The following is an 18353-nucleotide window of genomic DNA, read 5'->3' on the forward strand; positions in this document are numbered from 1 at the left end:
GGGTAATTCAAATAAGTGACCGCCAATCAGATTCGATCACTTCGAACCTGCGGCTGTTGTTTTGAAAATGTGTTTGTAACGACCTTAAGTATCACTTTGATAAATCAGCGCGAATCCAGTTTCTCATGCGTGCGCGAAACCACGTGCGCTGACGTTTGGCAAATTGACGGGTCGAGATTGTGGCACGCTCGCGCGCGTCATCCAGTGTGATACGGCCTTCAAGATAGGCTACCAACTCGGGAACGCCGATGGCCTTGAAAGACGGCAGCGAGGCGTCATACCGGTTTCGCATCGCCTCAACTTCTTCCAAAGCACCACTTTCCAGCATCAGGTCAAACCGGCGCCTGATCCGATCCAATAGCCATTCTTTGTCGACATCAAACACAATGGGCACGGCGTCTTGCGGGTTCAGGACCGGAGGAGGGGTGTCGGCTTGCCAGTCCCGCAAGCTGCGCCCGGTGGCTTGCTGAACTTCCCACGCACGTTGAACGCGGGCGCGATTCCGGGTGTCAATCCCGGCCAGGGTTTTAGCATCGACCCCATCAATCAGTGTAGCTAGGTCCAGTTGATCCGCGGCAGCCCGAACTTTGGTCGGAGTCGCCGGGATATCGGCCATACCTTCGGTCAGGGCAGAAAAATACAAACCTGTACCGCCCACAATGATGGGGCGCTTACCGCCGGACAGCAATGGCTTGACCTCGCGCAACCAGTGGCCAGTCGAATAGTCCTGATCATAAGGCACATGACCATAAAGCAGATGCGGCGCGCGGGCTTCTTCCTCGGCGGAGGGACGCGCCGAGATCACGCGCCAGCAATCATAAACCTGGCTTGCATCTGCATTGACGATCACGCCGCCGAACGTTTCGGCGATCTTCAGCGCCAATGCTGATTTCCCCGATGCGGTGGGCCCGGCGATCAAGACGGGTTTGTCGTCAGGAATAGGGGGAAGGCGGTCCCAAAACTGCGTCATCTCGGCATTGGCCATTCAGGTTGCCTCATTCCTCATCATCCGCATTGAACCTGCGGAGCTTTTGCTTCATTTTGCGCCGGAATTAAACCCGTGCCAGCCCGGAGCGCAATATGACCCTTTCCCCCACAACCGACACTGTCGATACGACCAAGGCGAAATACAGCCGTGTGATGCTGAAGATTTCGGGCGAGGCGCTGATGGGAGATCAGGGTTTTGGCCTGCATCCCCCCACCGTTCAGCGCATCGCGCAAGAGGTAAAGTCGGTGCATGACCTTGGGGTCGAGATCTGCATGGTCATCGGCGGTGGCAACATCTTCCGCGGCCTCAGCGGTTCAGCCCAGGGGATGGAACGGACGACGGCGGATTACATGGGTATGCTGGCTACGGTCATGAATGCGCTTGGCATGCAATCGGCGCTTGAGGAGGTTGGCGTATTTACTCGTGTGATCTCGGCCATTCGTATGGATGAGGTTTGCGAGCCTTACATCCGCCGCCGCGCTGTGCGGCATCTGGAAAAGAAACGGGTCTGCATCTTTGCCGCTGGAACAGGGAATCCGTATTTCACCACAGATACCGCAGCGACACTGCGCGCCAATGAGATGGCTTGCGAGGCGATCTTTATGGGTAAGAACGGCGTGGACGGTGTCTATGACAAAGACCCCAAAGAACATGCGGATGCGGTGCGTTATGACTCGGTCAGCTACGATGACGTGTTGGCAAAGCGGCTGAAAGTCATGGATGCATCGGCCATTGCGCTAGCGCGCGACAATAACCTGCCTCTGATCGTATTCGGATTGGATGAGCCGGGCGGTTTCCGCGGTATCCTGGCCGGTGAGGGAACCTACACAAAAGTTCAGGGCTGACACCCGAACGATACTCATTTTCAAGGCCGGGCATGGTTGCCCGGCTTTTTCTTTGGTTCAGGGCACAGTGTTCTTGACGATGGCAAAAGCTGTGGGCAATTTGTCGGCGTACTTGCGCGGCAAAGGCGCAGGTTCTGCGGGCACCTGAACGTGTCGGCTGGGCTGGAAGACCTGCCATGATTTCTGAGGGTTCCGAAATCATGCTCGGGCACCTCTTGGATAGGCAAGCATGATCAAGGAGGCACGTGCCATGAGCACTCTGGATATCAATTTCGTTCGGTCGCAGTTTCCGGCTTTTTCCGAACCCAGCCTGCAGGGGCAGGCATTTTTCGAAAATGCTGGTGGATCATATACTTGCAAGCCGGTGCTTGATCGTTTGACGCGCTATTACACCCAGCGCAAGGTACAGCCCTATGCCCCCTATGATGCCAGCCGTCTGGCCGGAGAGGAAATGGACGAGGCCCGCGCCCGAATGGCTGCGATCATGGGTGTGGATGCAGATGAACTGAGCTTTGGCCCGTCGACCACGCAGAACACCTATGTTCTGGCGCAGGCATTCCGACAGTGGATGCAGCCGGGTGATGCGATTGTCGTGACAAATCAAGATCATGAGGCCAATTCGGGGCCTTGGCGCCGTCTTGCTGATGAGGGCATAGAGGTTCGCGAATGGCAGATAGACCCCGAATCCGGGTCTCTGAACCCGCAGGATCTTGAGGACATTCTGGACGAAAAGGTGCGTCTGGTCTGTTTTCCGCATTGTTCGAACGTGGTCGGGGAAATCAATCCGGTTACCGAGATAACTGCGATTGCACATGCGGCAGGCGCGTTTGTCTGCGTCGACGGTGTCTCTTACACGCCGCATGGATTTCCGAATGTCGGTGATCTGGGACCGGATATCTATCTGTTTTCGGCGTATAAAACCTATGGTCCTCATCAGGGATGCATGGTGATCCGCCGGGCATTGGGGGAGCTGTTGCCCAATCAGGGGCACTATTTCAACGGCGATGTTCTTTATCAACGATTTACCCCTGCAGGGCCGGATCACGCACAGATCGCCGCCAGCGCGGGCATGGCGGATTACGTCGATCTATTATGCGAACATCATGACGGACCCGGAACTGGTGCTGCAGCGCGGGGAGCGTTTGTCCACGACCTGATGCGCGGGCACGAGATCGCCCTGCTACAACCGGTTCTGGATGCGGTTAAAGATCGTAATGCAGCCCGTCTGATCGGAACCTCTGATGCCTCGCGGCGTGCGCCAACGGTCGCGCTGGCGCTGAACCGAAATGCTGAATCTGTTGCTGCCAGTCTTGCCTCGCATGGGGTTATGGCCGGTGGCGGAGATTTCTATGCCGTGCGTCCTTTGCAGGCCATGGGTGTGGATCTGGGTCAAGGTGTTTTGCGAGTCAGCTTTACGCATTACACATCGAAACGGGAAATTGATCAGCTTTTGAATGCGTTGGACGCTGTTTTGTGATCCAGTTCTGAGACTGCTGCGTAGAAAGGTAAACAATACGGAGCAGTCATGGGACCCAAGAGCCCGCCGATAATTGTGTGGTTCCGACAGGATTTGCGACTGTCGGACCATCCTGCACTCAGCGCTGCCTCGGCAACGGGGCGGCCAATCATTCCGGTGTATATTTTCGACGATCTCGGGCAGGCCTTGGGTGCGGCTCCTAAATGGCGCCTCGGCAAGGGCCTGGAGGTGTTTGACCGTGCGTTGGCGCAGTTGGGAAGCCGTCTGATCTTGCGGCGCGGGGATGCGTTGGAGGTTCTGCAAAACCTGATCAAGGAAACCGGATCCACCGAGGTCTATTGGTCTCGGGCTTACGATCCGGACACGATTGCCCGAGATACAAGGATCAAGACGGCTCTGACCAAACTGGGCGTACAGCCCAAATCGTTTTCCGGGCACCTGCTTTTTGAGCCCTGGACCGTCCAGACCAAGACCGGAACGCCTTTTCGCGTGTTTACACCAATGTGGCGATCGGTACAGAAACGCGAGGTTCCATTCCCACATGCGCGACCCGCCGCGCTGACCCCGCCGAAGGAATGGCCGCATACAGATACTCTGGAGTCGTGGGGATTGGCCGCGGGAATGAACCGCGGGGCATCAGTTTGCGCCCGCTATGTACAGCCAGGGGAAGACTCAGCGTTCAAAACGCTCCATCGGTTCTTGGAACGGCTTTCGGGGTATCCCGAAGCCCGGGATCAGCTGGCCGAGGATGGAACGTCGGGCATTTCCGAATATCTATCGCTGGGTGAGATTGGACCACGTAGCGTCTGGCACGCCCTTCAGGGCGCAGAGATGTTCGGCATGTCCAGTACCCAAGCCTATTTGCGACAGTTGGTTTGGCGTGAATTTGCCTATCATTTGATGTTCCATACGCCTCATTTGTTGAGCAACAACTGGAAACCGGAATGGGATCAGTTCCCTTGGGGCCAGAACGTCTCTAGCCCCGAGATCATTGCTTGGAAGCAGGCAAGGACAGGCATTCCCGTGGTTGATGCTGGGTTGCGACAGATGTACGTCACAGGTCGCATGCACAATCGCGCCCGGATGATTGTCGCCAGCTATTTGACCAAACATCTGATGGCGCACTGGAAAATCGGTATGGGCTGGTTTTCCGATTGCCTGACCGATTGGGATCCGGCCTCAAATGCGATGGGTTGGCAATGGGTTGCTGGGTCCGGCCCAGATGCGTCCCCGTTTTTCCGTATATTTAACCCTGAGGCGCAGCAAAAAAAATATGATCCCTATTGCGACTATGTGCGGAAATGGGTGGCCGAAGGACAGTCAAACCCGCCCTCGAGCGCACTTGATTATTTTGAAGCCATTCCTTGCAAGTGGGGTCTTGATCCGTCTGCGCCATACCCAAACCCTGTTGTGGGTTTGGCCGAAGGGCGCGCGCGTGCCTTGTCGGCCTATGAGGGCCGAAAAAGCCGGTAAAGAACTGAAAACTTGCCAGAAACACAAACTCGTTTTAGCCTTCTACAACAACCGCACAGGGGAGAGCGGATGGTTCTAACTACAATCGAAGGGCAGACAGACCTGCCAAGATATTTTGCACATGTTCTGAATATGCTGAACCAGATGGAGCAGGGGCAGCTTGATATTGCCTTGCCAGACGGTCGTGTATTTCGCACCGAAGGCAAACGCCCTGGGCCTGTCGCACGGGTCGATATTCACAATCCGGACGTATTTGCACGACTTATCCGGGAGGGTGAGCTGGGGTTTTCAGACGGATATCTGGAAGGCGATTGGAGCACACCAGATCTGCGTGCCTTCATGGATCTAGTGCATCTGGGTACCGAGACCGTGTACGACGATTTCACCGGGAAATTTCTGGTACAGGCCTATGAACGCCTGCGCTTTTGGCTGCATCGAAACAACCGTCGACAGGCTAAAAAGAATATCTCTTATCATTACGATTTAGGTAATGAATTCTATGGGTTATGGCTGGATGATACCATGACCTATTCCAGTGCATTGTTCGAAACCGGGCAGGAAAGCTTGGAAAAGGCACAAACCGCTAAATACACCAGTCTGGTTGATGAAATGGGTGCCAAGCCCGGTGACCATATTCTGGAAATTGGCTGCGGATGGGGTGGTTTCGCCGAATATGCAGCAAAAGAGCGTGGCCTGCGGGTCACAGGCTTGACGATCAGCAAGGAACAGTTGAGCTTTGCCCGTCAACGCATTGAAAAAGAAGGGCTTACAGATTTAGTTGATCTGAAGCTGCAGGATTATCGTGACGAACGGGGCCAATATGACGGGATCGCCTCTATTGAGATGTTCGAGGCGGTTGGTCAGAAATATTGGCCGGTCTATTTCGACACTATCCGTGATCGCTTAAAACCTGGCGCACAGGCAACCTTGCAAATCATTACCGTCGGCGATCATCGCTGGGATGTGTATAAGAATGGTGTTGATTTCATTCAGAAATATATCTTTCCGGGGGGGATGCTTCCGGCTCCGACAATTCTGCAGGAGCAGGTGGAGAATGCGGGTCTGACCGTGGTGAAGTCAAAAGAATTCGGCAAAAGCTATGATCTGACACTGCGCCGCTGGTACGAGACGTTCAATGACAAATGGGACGAGATTTCGGGAATGGGGTTTGATGAGCGTTTTCGCCGCATGTGGAATTATTATTTGACCGCTTGCGGCGCGGCCTTTGACACCGGCAACTGTGATGTGACACAGATCACCATAGCGAAACCTACTTAGTAAACGGACCTTTAGAATGCCCAGCGCCTCACGTCTTGTCGCAGCCCTTTGTCTGGCGGTGGTGGCATTTCTGGTTTCCAGCATGATCATAGCAAATGGTGAAGAAGGCAAAAGCTATGGCTACTTCACTGTCTTCAACATGGCCCTTGGGGTCGCGTGTGGTTGGAAAATCATGGGTAAGCGAACCGGCAAAGGGTGGACCGCTGCCGTCAATAACGGACTGACAGGCATTGCTTCGCTGGTGTTTTGGGGTCTTTTCGTTCAGGGCACCTATGAGATGTTCCGCTTGGCCATGCGCCACCGCTATGACGGCCCGTTCGAGGCCCTTATGGCGATATTCAAGATTGGCGTTGGCTATGGCGAACAGTTGTTAGCTCCGGAAATTCTGTGGACTTTGGCTATTGGCGCTCTTATCGCCGGTTTGGCGACGGAAGAAGCAAGCCGCCGCTGGCGCTAGCACCCAAACACCAACGCGAGATACCCTTGTGAACGATCTGTTTTTCTATGGCACGCTTCGGCATCTGCCACTGCTGCAACTGGTGCTTGGCCGTTCGCTGTCATGCCTGACTTTGTCAGAGGCCAAGCTGAAGGATCACGCGGTTTACGGCGTGCGCGACGAGGCATTTCCGATGATCAAGCCAGAACGTGGGGCCGTTGCGGATGGCCTTCTGGTTCAGGGCCTCGAACCCGAGGATTTCAAGCGACTGATTTTCTATGAAGGGGGGTTTGATTATGATCTGCAGCGGCAGCCCGTTGAATTGCCCGATGGCTCTGTTGTCGAAGTCAGCGTGTTCTTTCCCGAGCCTGACCTGTGGTCGCCCGATGAGCTATGGTCCTTGCAGGACTGGGCAGACGCGTGGGCGGATCTGACCCTAACCGCCGCGCAAGAGGTCATGGGCTATTACGGCAAGGCCGATGCCCTCAAGATCGCGCGCAGTTTTCCGTCGATCCGAACCCGCGCCTGGGCCAAGCTGGCTGCACGCAAACGCGGAACCGGTGACGCGCGTGATCCGAAGAAGGATGTGATCGTACACGAGCATACCCATGCCTATATTGACTATTTCGGCATGCAGGAGGTTCAGCTTCAACACCGAAGGAATGACGGCACGATGGGGTCGGTGCTGAACCGCAACGGATTGATGCAGGGCAGTGCTGTGGTGGTTCTGCCATATGATCCGGGGCGTGATGCGGTGCTTTTGGTTGAACAATTTAGGACGCCGGTTTTCCTGATCGAAGACCCCGAGCCGTGGATGTGGGAACCCGTTGCAGGCATGATTGACCCCGGTGAAACGCCGCAACAGGCTGCGCGGCGTGAGGCGATGGAAGAAGCCCAGATCAACCTCAAGTCGCTTGAATTTGCCGGAGAGGCCTATTCGTCCAGCGGATCGTCCACCGAATACGTCTATCTTTACGTAGGGTTGGCCGATCTTGAGAAAACGATAGACGATGGCGGGCTTGCCTCGGAAGGTGAGGATATCCGCACCAAAATCATTCCCTTTGCTCAGTTCATGGACCAAGTTGACGGGCATGGGTTCAAGGATTTGCCGCTATTGTCACTGGCGCATTGGCTGGCTCGGCACAGAGACAGGCTGCGTGGGGCGTGATCGCGGCTTGTGGTTGTTGCGCAGCATCTGTAAATCTTCGTTGATACGTAAAGAAATGAGGGCGCCATGCGCATTGCGAAAGACCTTGCCGACGCAGTAGGGAAAACTCCGTTGATCCGGCTGCGCCGTATCAGTGAGGAAACCGGGTGTGAAATTCTTGGCAAGGCCGAGTTCATGAATCCTGGTCAATCGGTCAAGGACCGTGCCGCTCTTTATATCATTCGCGATGCCATAGCACGGGGCGATCTGAAACCTGGGGGCACCATCGTTGAAGGCACCGCCGGAAACACTGGTATCGGTCTGGCGCTTGTCGGGGCGTCGATGGGCTTCAAGACCGTGATCGTGATCCCCGAGACCCAGTCCGAAGAAAAGAAAGACATGCTGCGTCTTGCGGGCGCACAGTTAGTTCAGGTCCCGGCAGCGCCGTATCGCAACCCGAACAACTTTGTACATTACTCTCGCCGTCTGGCTGAAGAACTGGCGCAGACGGAACCCAATGGCGCAATCTGGGCCAATCAGTTCGACAACGTCGCCAACCGTCAGAGCCATGTCGAGACCACCGGCCCCGAGATCTGGGAGCAAACCGGCGGTAAAGTCGACGGCTTTGTTAGTGCGGTTGGTTCAGGTGGCACGTTGGCCGGTGTGGCCGAGGCCCTGCAGCCCAAAGGCGTCAAGATCGCATTGGTCGATCCGATGGGGGCCGGGTTGTATTCCTATTACAAAACCGGTGAGATCGCGATGGAGGGAAGCTCGATCGCGGAAGGTATTGGCCAGGTGCGGATCACCAAGAACCTTGAGGGGTTCAAACCGGATTTCGCCTATCAGATGACGGATAACGAAGCGTTGCCCTATATCTTTGACCTTCTGCGCGACGAAGGTCTGGTCATGGGCGGATCGACCGCCATCAACATGGCTGGCGCCGTGCGCCTGGCCAAGGATCTGGGTCCGGGCCATACCATTGTTACCATCCTGTGTGATTATGGCACGCGCTATCAATCCAAGCTGTTCAACCCGGAATTCCTGCGCGAAAAAGAATTGCCTGTTCCTGATTGGATGACCGAGGCGCCGCGTAGCATTCCGGGCGTTTTCGAGGACGTATGATGTTGCGGCAGGTCCGCCTGTTTCTGGCCCTTGTTTCACTTTTGTTTGCAGTTCTGTCTGGCCCTGCAACGGCCCAGCTTTCGGATCGGCAAAGTGACTACTATCAGGGTTGGGTAAAAACGGCGGATCGGGCCGAAGATGTGATCGAGGCCAATCGGGCCTCGAACGCTTCGCTGGAAAATCTGCGATCGGAAATTCATACCTATCGAGATGTTTTCAACAGCGCGCGTGGTGCAAATACCGAACGTATTCAGACCCTTGAAAGCCAGATCAAGGCTTTGGGTCCCGGACCGGAAGGTGATGCAACCGAACCGGAAGACATTGCTACGCTGCGTTCACATCTTGAAAACCAACTGAACGCGCTGCGGGTGCCGCATATCATTTCCGACGAGGCCTTCAGTCGCGCCAACGGACTGATCGCAGAAATTGACCAAATCCTGCGAAATAGGCAGAAAAAAGAGCTGTTGGAGCGCGGCCCATCGCCACTGAACCCCAGCTATTGGCGACCAGCCTGGGTTGACCTGACTGAAGCGGGCCGAAGCCTTTTCAACGAGGCTGTGCAGAACTACCAAACAGATGTGGTGCATGAGCAGCTTCGCAAACAGGGGCTTGGAATTCTATTGCTGGTCTTCGTGGCCATTGTTTTGCTGGGCTATGGAAAACGTTGGTCCGAGGCTGCCGGGAACTATCTGCGTACCATAGGGGGGCAGGGAACTGGCGTATGGACATTCCTGACATCGCTGTTTCGGATAATTCTGCCATGGCTGGGTGTTTTGTTGCTGGTAAAAGCCGTCGTCTTGACGGGGATATTGGGATTGCGGGGAACCCTTCTGATACAAAACGTACCGTTCTGGGCGGCCATTGTTCTGTACTACGACTGGATTGGTCGTCAGGTCTATGTAATGCAGCAGGCGCAGGGTTTCAGAAAGCTCTCGCCAAAGCGGATCACCGAGCTTCGAATCTACCTGGATCTGCTTGCCGTTTTTCTCATTTTGCATGATCTTGGGAATCTCTTCGAACAGATCGAGAATACTTCGGATGCGACGCGCGCGGTTGTGGGCTTCCCAGTTATTCTTGCAACTGCTCTGGTTCTGTTGCGTGCGCGGCAGATACGGCTTGCCGAGGTGCAGGCAGAACCTGATGGCAATGCCCGTGGAACCGGGGTCATCCAGCTGGTCGAATTCTTGCGCCGAGCATTGTTCCTGTTGGGAGTTTTCAGCCCAGTTCTGGCCGCCATCGGTTATAACAACGCTGCTGAGGCCATTGTTTTTCCAGCGGTAAAATCGTTGATCCTGATTGCCGCACTGATCATCCTTCAACGATTCCTGACTTCGGTTTATGGATTGATAACCCGCAAGGGTGAGGCAGCCCGAGACACATTGTTTTCGGTTCTGATTGGCTTTGCCATGGCCATTTTGGCCCTGCCGGTTCTGGCGCTGATCTGGGGCGCACGCGAGACCGATTTGTTAGAGGCATGGTCGCGGCTCCTTTTGGGGTTCGACATTGGGGGCGTGACCGTCTCGCCCAGTAATTTCTTTACTTTTCTGGTGGTTTTCCTGATCGGATACGGACTGACACGCGCCCTGCAGGGTGGGTTGCGGACCTCTTTGCTGCCAAAGACGAGCATTGATCCCGGTGGTCAAAACGCGATTGTTTCAGGGACGGGGTATGTCGGTATCTTCCTGGCAGCCTTGGTCGCCATCATGGTTGCGGGTTTCGATCTGTCGTCTCTGGCCATCGTGGCCGGGGCGCTCTCTGTCGGGATCGGATTTGGTCTGCAAACTATTGTCTCGAACTTTGTGTCCGGCATTATTCTTTTGGTCGAACGCCCGATCTCAAAAGGCGACTGGATCGACGTAAACGGGATGATGGGTTATGTGCGCGACATCTCGGTACGCTCGACCCGGATTGAGACCTTCGATCGAACAGATGTCATTGTCCCAAACTCGGACCTGATCAGCGGTGTTGTCACCAACTATACCCGTGGAAATACGATCGGACGCGTCATTGTCCCGGTCGGGGTGGCCTATGGTACCGATACCCGCGTAGTCGAGACAATCCTGGGCGAAATCGCCAACGCACATCCGATGGTATTGGCGAATCCGGCACCCAACGTTGTGTTTCAGGGGTTCGGTGCGGATTCTCTGGACTTTGAAATCCGCGCCATTTTGCGGGATGTGAATTGGGTTCTTTCGGTGAAGTCCGACATGAACCATGAGATCAATCGCCGCTTTGTGGAAGAGGGGATCGAGATACCGTTTGCTCAGCGTGATGTCTGGCTGCGAAACCCCGAGGCTCTTCAATCGTCAGATAACGCGCAAATGCCCCCATCTGAGCCTGTTTCAGAGGCAAAAGCGCCCCCGGCCTCTTCGCCCGCCGAATTGACCGAGGCTGATCTTTCCGACGGTGATGGTGACGAACCCTGAGGCAAGTTCGGGCCTGAAACGAGCCAGAGAATTTTACACTAATCGGGCCTTGCAAATCCCCAGGCGATAGTCCAAATAACGCCCGCACGGAGAGGTGGCCGAGTGGTCGAAGGCGCACGCCTGGAAAGTGTGTAGGCGGGAGACCGTCTCCAGGGTTCGAATCCCTGTCTCTCCGCCACAACACCAGCTCTTGTCTTGGACGCTTAGGTGTTTCACATCTCAGACATTGTTTTGGAGCCCCCCAGCAAAAAAGGCTCGGTAAGCGATTCACATAACCCATGTTGAGCGAATTCATCCAATTTAGATGGCCCAGAATTACTGTTTCTTGCAGGCAAGGGAATTTCAGGATGCGAGGCAGTCAATCTGTTGGGTAGGGCCTATTCCTGTGTCGGTTGGGTAACTACAGGTGAAAACTCGGCGCTCGGCTTGTTCGCTGATGCGTCTGTTGAGATATCAATACATCTATAACGCCAAGTGAACGTTATTCCTTGGCTGGTCCGTTTTGCGATAGGTGCGCCGTAAAATCGCGCCCGGAGGTTAGATGTTACTGTCTGTCGTCATTCCATGCATGAACGAAGAGGAGTCGATCCCCTTACTGGTGGAGCGCCTGATCGCTGCGACTGAACAGTGGAACGCCGAATCCGAGATTATTCTGGTGGATGATGGGTCTAATGACGAAACATGGCGCGCAATCTGTGCCCAAAGCGAGTTTCATCCGCGTATTCGCGGTTTGAAGCTATCGGGTAACCGCGGTCACCAGATCGCTCTGACAGCGGGGCTGAATGCAGCCCAAGGGCAGCGGATATTCATGTTGGATGCCGATCTGCAAGACCCGCCGGAGCTTTTGTCGGACATGATGGCGATGATGGATCAGGGTTATGATGTGGTTTATGGGCGTCGGAGTGAGCGAAAAGGCGAAAGTTGGATTAAGAAAGTAACAGCTCATGGTTTCTACCGCATATTGAACCGGCTTTCGGACGTACCCATTCCAAATGACACGGGCGATTTCCGGCTTGTTAGCCGTCGGGCGCTGGATGCGGTTCTGAGTATGCCGGAACGCGCGCGGTTCGTTCGGGGCATGTTCGCTTGGGTTGGTTTCCGTCAAATCGGGATCGAATACATCCGCGACCCACGGATCGCGGGCGAGACCAAATACCCGATGTCCAAGATGATCCGCTTTGCGCTTGATGCACTGGCGAGTTTTTCGATCAAACCGCTGCAGATAGCCACACGAATGGCCTTTCTGACACTGATTATCGCTGCGCTGATGGCGGTCTACGTCTTTTGGTCCTTGATCCTTTACAACGCGGTTGCGGGTTGGGCGTCGACGGTTCTGGTGATCAGTTTCTTCTCGGGTATCCAGCTGTTGACACTTGGAATCATGGGGGAATATCTCGGACGTCTGTATATCGAGGCCAAAAACCGACCACTCTATTTTGTAGATCAAGAGACCTCAGAGATTTCGGACACCATAGTAGAAGAGAAGACCGCGCAGAAATGAGCGAACGGCGCCGCATAATCCGGTTTGCCATCGTGGGCTTAGGCGTGGCTGGTTACTACATGCTGGCCTATCTGGGCCTGTTGCGCGTGTTTCATTCGCCTTGGATCGCCAATGCATTGGCTTTTGGGTCCGCAATCCTGATCCAATATATTGGGCAAACAGTCTGGACCTTCGGGCAGGCGCTGGTGGTTCCTGCACAGTTTGGGCGGTTTCTTTGCATGGTCGGGATTGGGCTGCTGGTTTCAGCTGCGATTACCGGACTGGCCGGTCCTCGTTTTGGCCTGAGCGAAGCTGCCTCGGCCGCTGTCGTTGTAGTTGTTCTGCCTGTGATCAACTTCGCGTTCCTACGGCTATGGGTCTATAAACCGCAGAATTCAACCTAGAGATTGGCAATGTCGCATATCTATTCAAACGAGTTCTTTGACTATATTGACCAGGGCGCCAGGCGGTCCGCAAACAGGCTAATTGCTTGCCTTCTAGGAAAAATCTCTGCGGACAGTGTCGTGGACTTTGGCTGCGGGCGGGGTGTGTGGCTGTCGGAGTGGCAGGCCGCGGGTTGCAAGGATATTGCCGGTGTCGATGGCGACTATGTGGATCGTGACAAGCTTGCGATACCGGCTGAGGCGTTTATCGGTGCAGATCTGTCCAAACCGGTCGAGCTTGGACGCCAGTTTGATTTGGCTCAGTCGCTTGAGGTCGGTGAACACTTGCCGCATGACGCGTCGGCCAGCCTGGTTCAGAGCCTGACCACACATAGCGATCTGGTCCTGTTCTCAGCCGCCGTTCCGGGGCAGGGCGGCGAGTTTCATATAAATGAACAGCGCCTGTCCTTTTGGCAGGGTTTGTTCGCTGAACGGGGATACACGGCCTATGATTGTTTGCGGCCTGAGATGTTCGGGGATCAATCGATCGAACCCTGGTATCGGTATAATTCTGTCCTCTATGCGAACCAATCAGGGGCAGTCCGGCTGTCTCAGGACGTGCTGGATACCAAAGTCGCGCCCGGCGCGTTGAAAGAGGTCGGCAGTTTAGGCTGGACCCTACGCAAGCTGGTTGTGCGTGCCTTGCCCCGGTCGGCTGTCACCGCTATCGCGCAGGTCCGGGCCTCTGTTATTGCAAGGTCATATGGCGACAAATCATGACGGAAAAAACATCTCGGCAGGAGTTTTTTTTTCTGTCCCTGCTTTGCATCGCTGCGTTGTTCTTGATCAATTGGCCACAGCTTTTCGACCCTTTCGTACGTCATGATGATTTCCCGGCGCTGCTGGGCTGGACCGAGATTGCCTACCACAAGGCCTTGGATGAAGGTCGTTGGTTGAACTACTGGTGGCAGTTCCGGCCATTTCTATGGCCCTCACAGATAAGCATGTATCTCTATAACATAGCCTGGGGCTTGTTCTCGGCTGCGGCGGCAGTCGCGATCATGGAGCGTTCGGACCCGATCTGGTACAAAGGTTATCTTGCGCTATTCATTGCGTTTTCGGTTCCAGCATTCCTGATTTCATACTGGTTCAACACGTTGCTGCCGGGGATCTGGGTTATCACCTTGTACAGCCTGGCAGTTCTGTTTCTGCCGCATCGTGTGTCGCTGGCCCTTTTGGTTGTGGCAGTGCCCTTATCCTTCATGGCCTACACGACCTATCCGTTCCTGTTACTGACACTGATCCTGCTGTCAAACAAGGCGCCAAAAACCTATACCAGCGTCGCTGTTACGCTGATCATTTTCTTTGTCAGCCTGGTTCTGGCGTTGCTGAGTGTTTACACCCTGAACTACTTTTATCATGGGATATTTGGTATTCCGGTTGCTGAATGGCGTGGGCCCAACGAAGTAAATTCGGTCGATGACCTGCTGCTGAACCTTACCAAGGTCAAAGTATTCCTCCGATCCATCATCTATACAATGGGCGGAGGGACAATCGGTTATGGCTTGATGCTCTTGGCCCTATTTGCAGGTGCCTGGGGGTTCCTGTTTACCCGAAGACGGATGTTTGCCGTCGCGATCCTGATGGCTGCACTTGCTGGTCTGGCACCGCTTATCCTCAAGGCGATTATGTCGGGGGTGCAGGTCCCTATTCGGGCATTGAACTGGCTTTGGATCTTGTTTGGAGTCGTGCTCACCACGTGTGGGGTTCAGTTTCTGCAGTCTTCAAAAAGATGGTTAAGTGTTTCGCGTATCTTGTTGATGTGCGTGTTGATGATCAATTTGATGCTCATTGGCAAAACATCGTTTATGTTCATCCCGCCTTGGCAAAAAGCAACGAGCGCATTGGCGCAAAGCCTGCCTGAACAGGTCGAAACCGTATATATCTATGGGCATTTTCTTGGCGTGAATGGCGCGGCAGACGCCAGAGTTCAATTCGAACGGGGGCTGCGGTTGCGGTTAAACTATCTGACCGGGGCCGAGATCATCATGTGCTGGAAGCAGCCCGATAGATGCGATGGGATTACACCTCCGTTCGATCCAGGCGACTGGGTCTCGACGCCTGTTGTCGCATCAACTGGTGACCAGGCCTTTATCCTTTTGCCGCGTCCCAATCTGGGGCCCTGATCAAAAGGTGAGTTGTAACAGGTTTGAGAAAATTCTATGAATGCGCCCACTTGGGCTGTCCGGCATTCAAGGACACAGACCCCAACCCCTGTTGGAACACCCGGACATGATTGACCTGAGCGACCACAAACCCCTGCGAAAAAGTCGCAACTACCTGATTTATCAGCACCCCGAGGTCGAAGGGGCGCTGCTGAAAGTGCGGGTGGACGAACCTGTGCGTAGCCATTTTCTGCCGCGTTATGCCGAATGGCGCTATGGCAATCTGCGCCAATGGAACCGCGAAGCAAACGAATATCTGGCGGCGCTCAACCGTGGATGCCCTGAGATCGAAAGGTTGGCGCAATTCATGGGATATGCGCCAACATCAGCGGGCCCGGCGATAGTGGTGGAAAAACTGACCGGCCCGGACGGAGATCTTGCGCCAACCCTGCATTCGGAACGCGTCGCGTTGGCCAAGGATCACGCCGGACGTGAACGTCTTCATGCTGAATTGATGGAACTGTTTGACGATCTCGAAAGCGGCCGGATCATTGTGGGTGACATGGGGTTCGAAAACATCGTTCGTGCGCAGGAAAGAGGCGGCAAGCTGACCGTGATTGACGGCGTTGGCGAGAGGGTTCTTTTTCCGCTGTCACTGGTCAGCGAAACAGCGTTTCGCAAGTCAATCGACCGCCGGCGACAGAGGATGTCGAGTGGCTTTGGTTTAATGAAGACCTGACCACTAAACTGCTACGCGCAGGGGAAAGGCGCGTTCGACTTCTTTTGCTATCTCCGCAATCAGGGCTTTTGTCACGGCGTTGCGGTTGTTCATCTGAACCCGTGCGACATAGGCAAGCTCTGGAGGGTTTGGAAAGACATCGTTGATGACTTCCATGTCTGGTGTAATGTGCATCCCGTTCAATAGCGCTATGCCCAGCCCAGATCGAACAGCCGACTGGATTCCTGCTGCACTTGGACATTCCAGGATATTGTCAAAACGGTGGTCCTGCTGCTGACTGTCTTCCATTCCCCATCTTCGGTAGAAACACTGTGTGTCAAAGGACAGAAACGGAACCGGTTCTGACAGATTCAGACGATAGTCGGGTGATTTGACCCAATGAAGGGAATCCTGAAACAGGATCAGATCTTCGGGCTGCACGTCGTTGCGAAATATCTGAATCACCGCCAAGTCTAATTCACCAGCCTTCAACCAATCCTGAACATTCAGGCTTTGACCAGTGCGGGTTCGTACGCGAACATCGGGGTACAGCCGCGTGAAACGTCCAAGAATTTGGGCGATCCCGCTGGTTGTCGCATCCTCGGTCATGCCAAGCCGCAAGTGGCCGGTGAGCGGCCTGTTACCAAGTGAGGCCACCGCTTCGTCATGCAGAGTGGTAATTCGACGGGCGTATTCACAAAGACGCAGCCCGTCTTCGGTGAACAGGGGGGCACCTTTGCGGCGAGTCAGCAGTTTGCAATTCAGTGCGCGCTCTAAACGGCCGATCTTATGGCTGACTGCCGATTGCGAAAGCGCAAGGTGTCGGGCCGCACTGGTCACACCACCATAGGTCGCGATTGCGAGCAGCGCGCGCAAAGCGTCTATTTCCAAACGTTCGTTCATGAATACCCATGACAGATTTTGATCATTGAATGATAATCATTCATTTGCGGCAAAGGCAAATGTCAGATTAGGTATCGCGAACACAATGTTCGCGGAGCTTCGAAATGAACAATCTGTACCCGGAGGATATCACAGACTTCGAACATCAGTCGGCATGCAAATCTGGTCCGCTGACGCTGTCTTCTTCTTTCGGCAAAGGAAAGTGTAACTGATGACGGAAGACAGAACAGCTAACCGCCGCCTGACAACACTGTTTGAGATCACCGGATCGGTTCTGGCTATGGCTTATGCCTTGCTGATTGCTTCGAATATTGGCGCTGAGATTCTTGGATTCTCCCTACTGTTGGTGTCCTCGGCGCTGTTTGCCGCATGGGCATTGATTGATCGGCGCTGGACGTTTTTGCTGTTGCAGGCGTTCTATGCGACCTCTGCCATTATTGGACTGATCCGTTGGGCATAAACTTGGTGTAGGGTTGCCGCCAGGAACTTGTTAGGACGGATCTATGACGGATCAGGACAGAATCGATATCGGCTTTCTGCTGTTTGATGGATTTCCGATGGCTTGTTTGACATCGGTGATTGAACCCCTGCGGGCGGCCAATGAAATCGCAGGTCATCAAGCGTTTAGATGGTCGCTGGTTTCTGAACGTGGCCAAAAGGTTCAGTCAAGCGCAGGGGTTGGGTTCGAAGCAGATCGCGCGTTGGCGGACTGCAGGAATATCGACATTTTATTCCTGCTCAGCAGCCCGTCTTCGGTCTTTGACAACGCTGTTAGCGGCAATGCCTTGCTGCGTGGTCTCGGGAGGCACGGAACAGTTCTGGGTGGGATCAGCGGTGGCGTATTCCCTCTTGTGCGATCCGGTGCAATGGCAGGTCAGCCGGTCTCGGTCCACTGGTGCTATGAGGCGGCTTTTGAGGCCGAGTTTCCCGATATGGACGCCCGGAGCGAAGTGATCGTGCGCACCGTGACGCGCTATACCGCCGCCGGTGCAGCGGCAGGGTTCGACCTGGCACTGCATTTGGTTCACGATCGCTTGGGCGGTGACATTGCGCATGAGGTTGCGTGCTGGTTTCAACATCCGATGATGCGCGGTGCGGCAGTGCGTCAGCAGGTGCCCAATGCGACAGCGCCGAAAACGGGAGACCGCCTTCCACCGCTTGTTTCACGCAGCGTTGAAATGTTTGCCGCCAATATTGGTCAAGCGATCTCGATTGCCGAAGTTGCGAAACAAATGGGCGTCACACCTCGTCAGATCGAACGGGCATTCAAACAGGCAACCGGACACAGCCCCAGCCATTACTACCGTGCCATGCGGATGAAGGCGGCGCGGCAGATGGTGGTTTATACCAAAGACCCCATTTCCCAGATCGCGGCCGCTGTCGGCTATGGATCTGTCGCGCCCTTGGTGACGCATTACCGGTCGGCTTTTGGCCTGAGCCCCAGCGAGGACAGGCGCCGCATCAACCGTTTCCGGGTTGAGGATAACGCCCCTTTGCCCTCGGTCTAGGCGC

General features: G+C 54.8%; 17 protein-coding genes and 1 tRNA gene. 16 read left to right on the plus strand and 2 right to left on the minus strand.

Going from position 1 to position 18353, the window contains the following annotated elements:
• Positions 1 to 91 precede the first annotated feature (91 nt).
• Complete coding sequence (miaA, locus tag AC2FIM_RS01245) at positions 92 to 985, minus strand: tRNA (adenosine(37)-N6)-dimethylallyltransferase MiaA (RefSeq protein WP_271946710.1); 894 nt, start codon at positions 983 to 985, stop codon at positions 92 to 94.
• Positions 986 to 1080: 95 nt separating this feature from the next.
• Here miaA and pyrH point away from each other — a divergent pair, with 95 nt between their 5' ends.
• From pyrH to AC2FIM_RS01315, 14 genes are all read left to right on the plus strand, one after another.
• Positions 1081 to 1833, plus strand: a complete 753-nt coding sequence (gene pyrH, locus AC2FIM_RS01250) for a UMP kinase (protein ID WP_271946712.1) — start codon at positions 1081 to 1083, stop codon at positions 1831 to 1833.
• A gap of 250 nt (positions 1834 to 2083) precedes the next feature.
• Complete coding sequence (locus AC2FIM_RS01255) at positions 2084 to 3310, plus strand: aminotransferase class V-fold PLP-dependent enzyme (RefSeq protein ID WP_496677772.1); 1227 nt, start codon at positions 2084 to 2086, stop codon at positions 3308 to 3310.
• Between the two features lie 48 nt (positions 3311 to 3358).
• The gene (locus tag AC2FIM_RS01260) at positions 3359 to 4783 is read left to right on the plus strand and encodes a cryptochrome/photolyase family protein (protein WP_496677771.1); all 1425 of its coding nucleotides are present in this window, start codon (positions 3359 to 3361) and stop codon (positions 4781 to 4783) included.
• Between the two features lie 69 nt (positions 4784 to 4852).
• Positions 4853 to 6061, plus strand: a complete 1209-nt coding sequence (locus tag AC2FIM_RS01265) for a class I SAM-dependent methyltransferase (protein ID WP_496707841.1) — start codon at positions 4853 to 4855, stop codon at positions 6059 to 6061.
• A gap of 16 nt (positions 6062 to 6077) precedes the next feature.
• Complete coding sequence (locus tag AC2FIM_RS01270) at positions 6078 to 6518, plus strand: TrgA family protein (RefSeq protein WP_496707840.1); 441 nt, start codon at positions 6078 to 6080, stop codon at positions 6516 to 6518.
• Positions 6519 to 6546: 28 nt separating this feature from the next.
• A complete protein-coding gene (locus tag AC2FIM_RS01275; RefSeq protein ID WP_496707839.1) occupies positions 6547 to 7665 on the plus strand; it encodes an NUDIX domain-containing protein in 1119 nt (372 codons plus the stop codon).
• 66 nt (positions 7666 to 7731) lie between these two features.
• A complete protein-coding gene (locus AC2FIM_RS01280) occupies positions 7732 to 8766 on the plus strand; it encodes a cysteine synthase A (RefSeq protein WP_142634220.1) in 1035 nt (344 codons plus the stop codon).
• Complete coding sequence (locus tag AC2FIM_RS01285; RefSeq protein WP_496677768.1) at positions 8766 to 11192, plus strand: DUF3772 domain-containing protein; 2427 nt, start codon at positions 8766 to 8768, stop codon at positions 11190 to 11192. The genes AC2FIM_RS01280 and AC2FIM_RS01285 overlap by 1 nt, the downstream gene beginning before the upstream one ends.
• 88 nt (positions 11193 to 11280) lie before the next feature.
• A tRNA-Ser gene (locus AC2FIM_RS01290) sits at positions 11281 to 11370 on the plus strand.
• 363 nt (positions 11371 to 11733) lie between these two features.
• Entirely contained in the window at positions 11734 to 12693 is a 960-nt protein-coding gene (locus tag AC2FIM_RS01295; RefSeq protein ID WP_271946727.1) for a glycosyltransferase family 2 protein, read from the plus strand.
• Positions 12690 to 13076 (plus strand): GtrA family protein, encoded by a 387-nt coding sequence (locus AC2FIM_RS01300; protein WP_271946729.1) that lies wholly within the window; start codon positions 12690 to 12692, stop codon positions 13074 to 13076. Before AC2FIM_RS01295 ends, AC2FIM_RS01300 begins: the two co-directional genes overlap by 4 nt.
• A 9-nt stretch (positions 13077 to 13085) precedes the next feature.
• Positions 13086 to 13835, plus strand: a complete 750-nt coding sequence (locus tag AC2FIM_RS01305; protein ID WP_142634211.1) for a methyltransferase domain-containing protein — start codon at positions 13086 to 13088, stop codon at positions 13833 to 13835.
• A complete protein-coding gene (locus AC2FIM_RS01310) occupies positions 13832 to 15241 on the plus strand; it encodes a hypothetical protein (RefSeq protein ID WP_496677767.1) in 1410 nt (469 codons plus the stop codon). Before AC2FIM_RS01305 ends, AC2FIM_RS01310 begins: the two co-directional genes overlap by 4 nt.
• A 40-nt stretch (positions 15242 to 15281) precedes the next feature.
• Positions 15282 to 15959, plus strand: a complete 678-nt coding sequence (locus AC2FIM_RS01315; protein WP_271946735.1) for a YrbL family protein — start codon at positions 15282 to 15284, stop codon at positions 15957 to 15959.
• A 3-nt stretch (positions 15960 to 15962) separates the two neighbouring features.
• Here AC2FIM_RS01315 and AC2FIM_RS01320 read toward each other — a convergent pair whose 3' ends face one another.
• Positions 15963 to 16841 (minus strand): LysR family transcriptional regulator, encoded by an 879-nt coding sequence (locus AC2FIM_RS01320; RefSeq protein ID WP_271946738.1) that lies wholly within the window; start codon positions 16839 to 16841, stop codon positions 15963 to 15965.
• Between the two features lie 211 nt (positions 16842 to 17052).
• Between AC2FIM_RS01320 and AC2FIM_RS01325 the strand changes: the two genes are divergently transcribed.
• Both AC2FIM_RS01325 and AC2FIM_RS01330 read left to right on the plus strand, forming a co-directional pair.
• Complete coding sequence (locus tag AC2FIM_RS01325) at positions 17053 to 17301, plus strand: hypothetical protein (protein WP_142634203.1); 249 nt, start codon at positions 17053 to 17055, stop codon at positions 17299 to 17301.
• 43 nt (positions 17302 to 17344) lie between these two features.
• Complete coding sequence (locus tag AC2FIM_RS01330) at positions 17345 to 18349, plus strand: GlxA family transcriptional regulator (RefSeq protein WP_271946744.1); 1005 nt, start codon at positions 17345 to 17347, stop codon at positions 18347 to 18349.
• The last annotated feature ends 4 nt before the right edge of the window (positions 18350 to 18353 follow it).

Source organism: Ruegeria sp. CDSC052 (assembly GCF_059610685.1).

Excerpts from the sequence above, each read along its gene's own strand:
- miaA (WP_271946710.1), bottom strand. The coding sequence starts at position 985 with ATGGCCAATGCCGAGATGACGCAGTTTTGGGACCGCCTTCCCCCTATT.
- pyrH (WP_271946712.1), top strand. The coding sequence starts at position 1,081 with ATGACCCTTTCCCCCACAACCGACACTGTCGATACGACCAAGGCGAAA.
- AC2FIM_RS01255 (WP_496677772.1), top strand. The coding sequence starts at position 2,084 with ATGAGCACTCTGGATATCAATTTCGTTCGGTCGCAGTTTCCGGCTTTT.
- AC2FIM_RS01260 (WP_496677771.1), top strand. The coding sequence starts at position 3,359 with ATGGGACCCAAGAGCCCGCCGATAATTGTGTGGTTCCGACAGGATTTG.
- AC2FIM_RS01265 (WP_496707841.1), top strand. The coding sequence starts at position 4,853 with ATGGTTCTAACTACAATCGAAGGGCAGACAGACCTGCCAAGATATTTT.
- AC2FIM_RS01270 (WP_496707840.1), top strand. The coding sequence starts at position 6,078 with ATGCCCAGCGCCTCACGTCTTGTCGCAGCCCTTTGTCTGGCGGTGGTG.
- AC2FIM_RS01280 (WP_142634220.1), top strand. The coding sequence starts at position 7,732 with ATGCGCATTGCGAAAGACCTTGCCGACGCAGTAGGGAAAACTCCGTTG.
- AC2FIM_RS01285 (WP_496677768.1), top strand. The coding sequence starts at position 8,766 with ATGTTGCGGCAGGTCCGCCTGTTTCTGGCCCTTGTTTCACTTTTGTTT.
- AC2FIM_RS01295 (WP_271946727.1), top strand. The coding sequence starts at position 11,734 with ATGTTACTGTCTGTCGTCATTCCATGCATGAACGAAGAGGAGTCGATC.
- AC2FIM_RS01300 (WP_271946729.1), top strand. The coding sequence starts at position 12,690 with ATGAGCGAACGGCGCCGCATAATCCGGTTTGCCATCGTGGGCTTAGGC.
- AC2FIM_RS01305 (WP_142634211.1), top strand. The coding sequence starts at position 13,086 with ATGTCGCATATCTATTCAAACGAGTTCTTTGACTATATTGACCAGGGC.
- AC2FIM_RS01310 (WP_496677767.1), top strand. The coding sequence starts at position 13,832 with ATGACGGAAAAAACATCTCGGCAGGAGTTTTTTTTTCTGTCCCTGCTT.
- AC2FIM_RS01315 (WP_271946735.1), top strand. The coding sequence starts at position 15,282 with ATGCGCCCACTTGGGCTGTCCGGCATTCAAGGACACAGACCCCAACCC.
- AC2FIM_RS01320 (WP_271946738.1), bottom strand. The coding sequence starts at position 16,841 with ATGAACGAACGTTTGGAAATAGACGCTTTGCGCGCGCTGCTCGCAATC.
- AC2FIM_RS01325 (WP_142634203.1), top strand. The coding sequence starts at position 17,053 with ATGACGGAAGACAGAACAGCTAACCGCCGCCTGACAACACTGTTTGAG.
- AC2FIM_RS01330 (WP_271946744.1), top strand. The coding sequence starts at position 17,345 with ATGACGGATCAGGACAGAATCGATATCGGCTTTCTGCTGTTTGATGGA.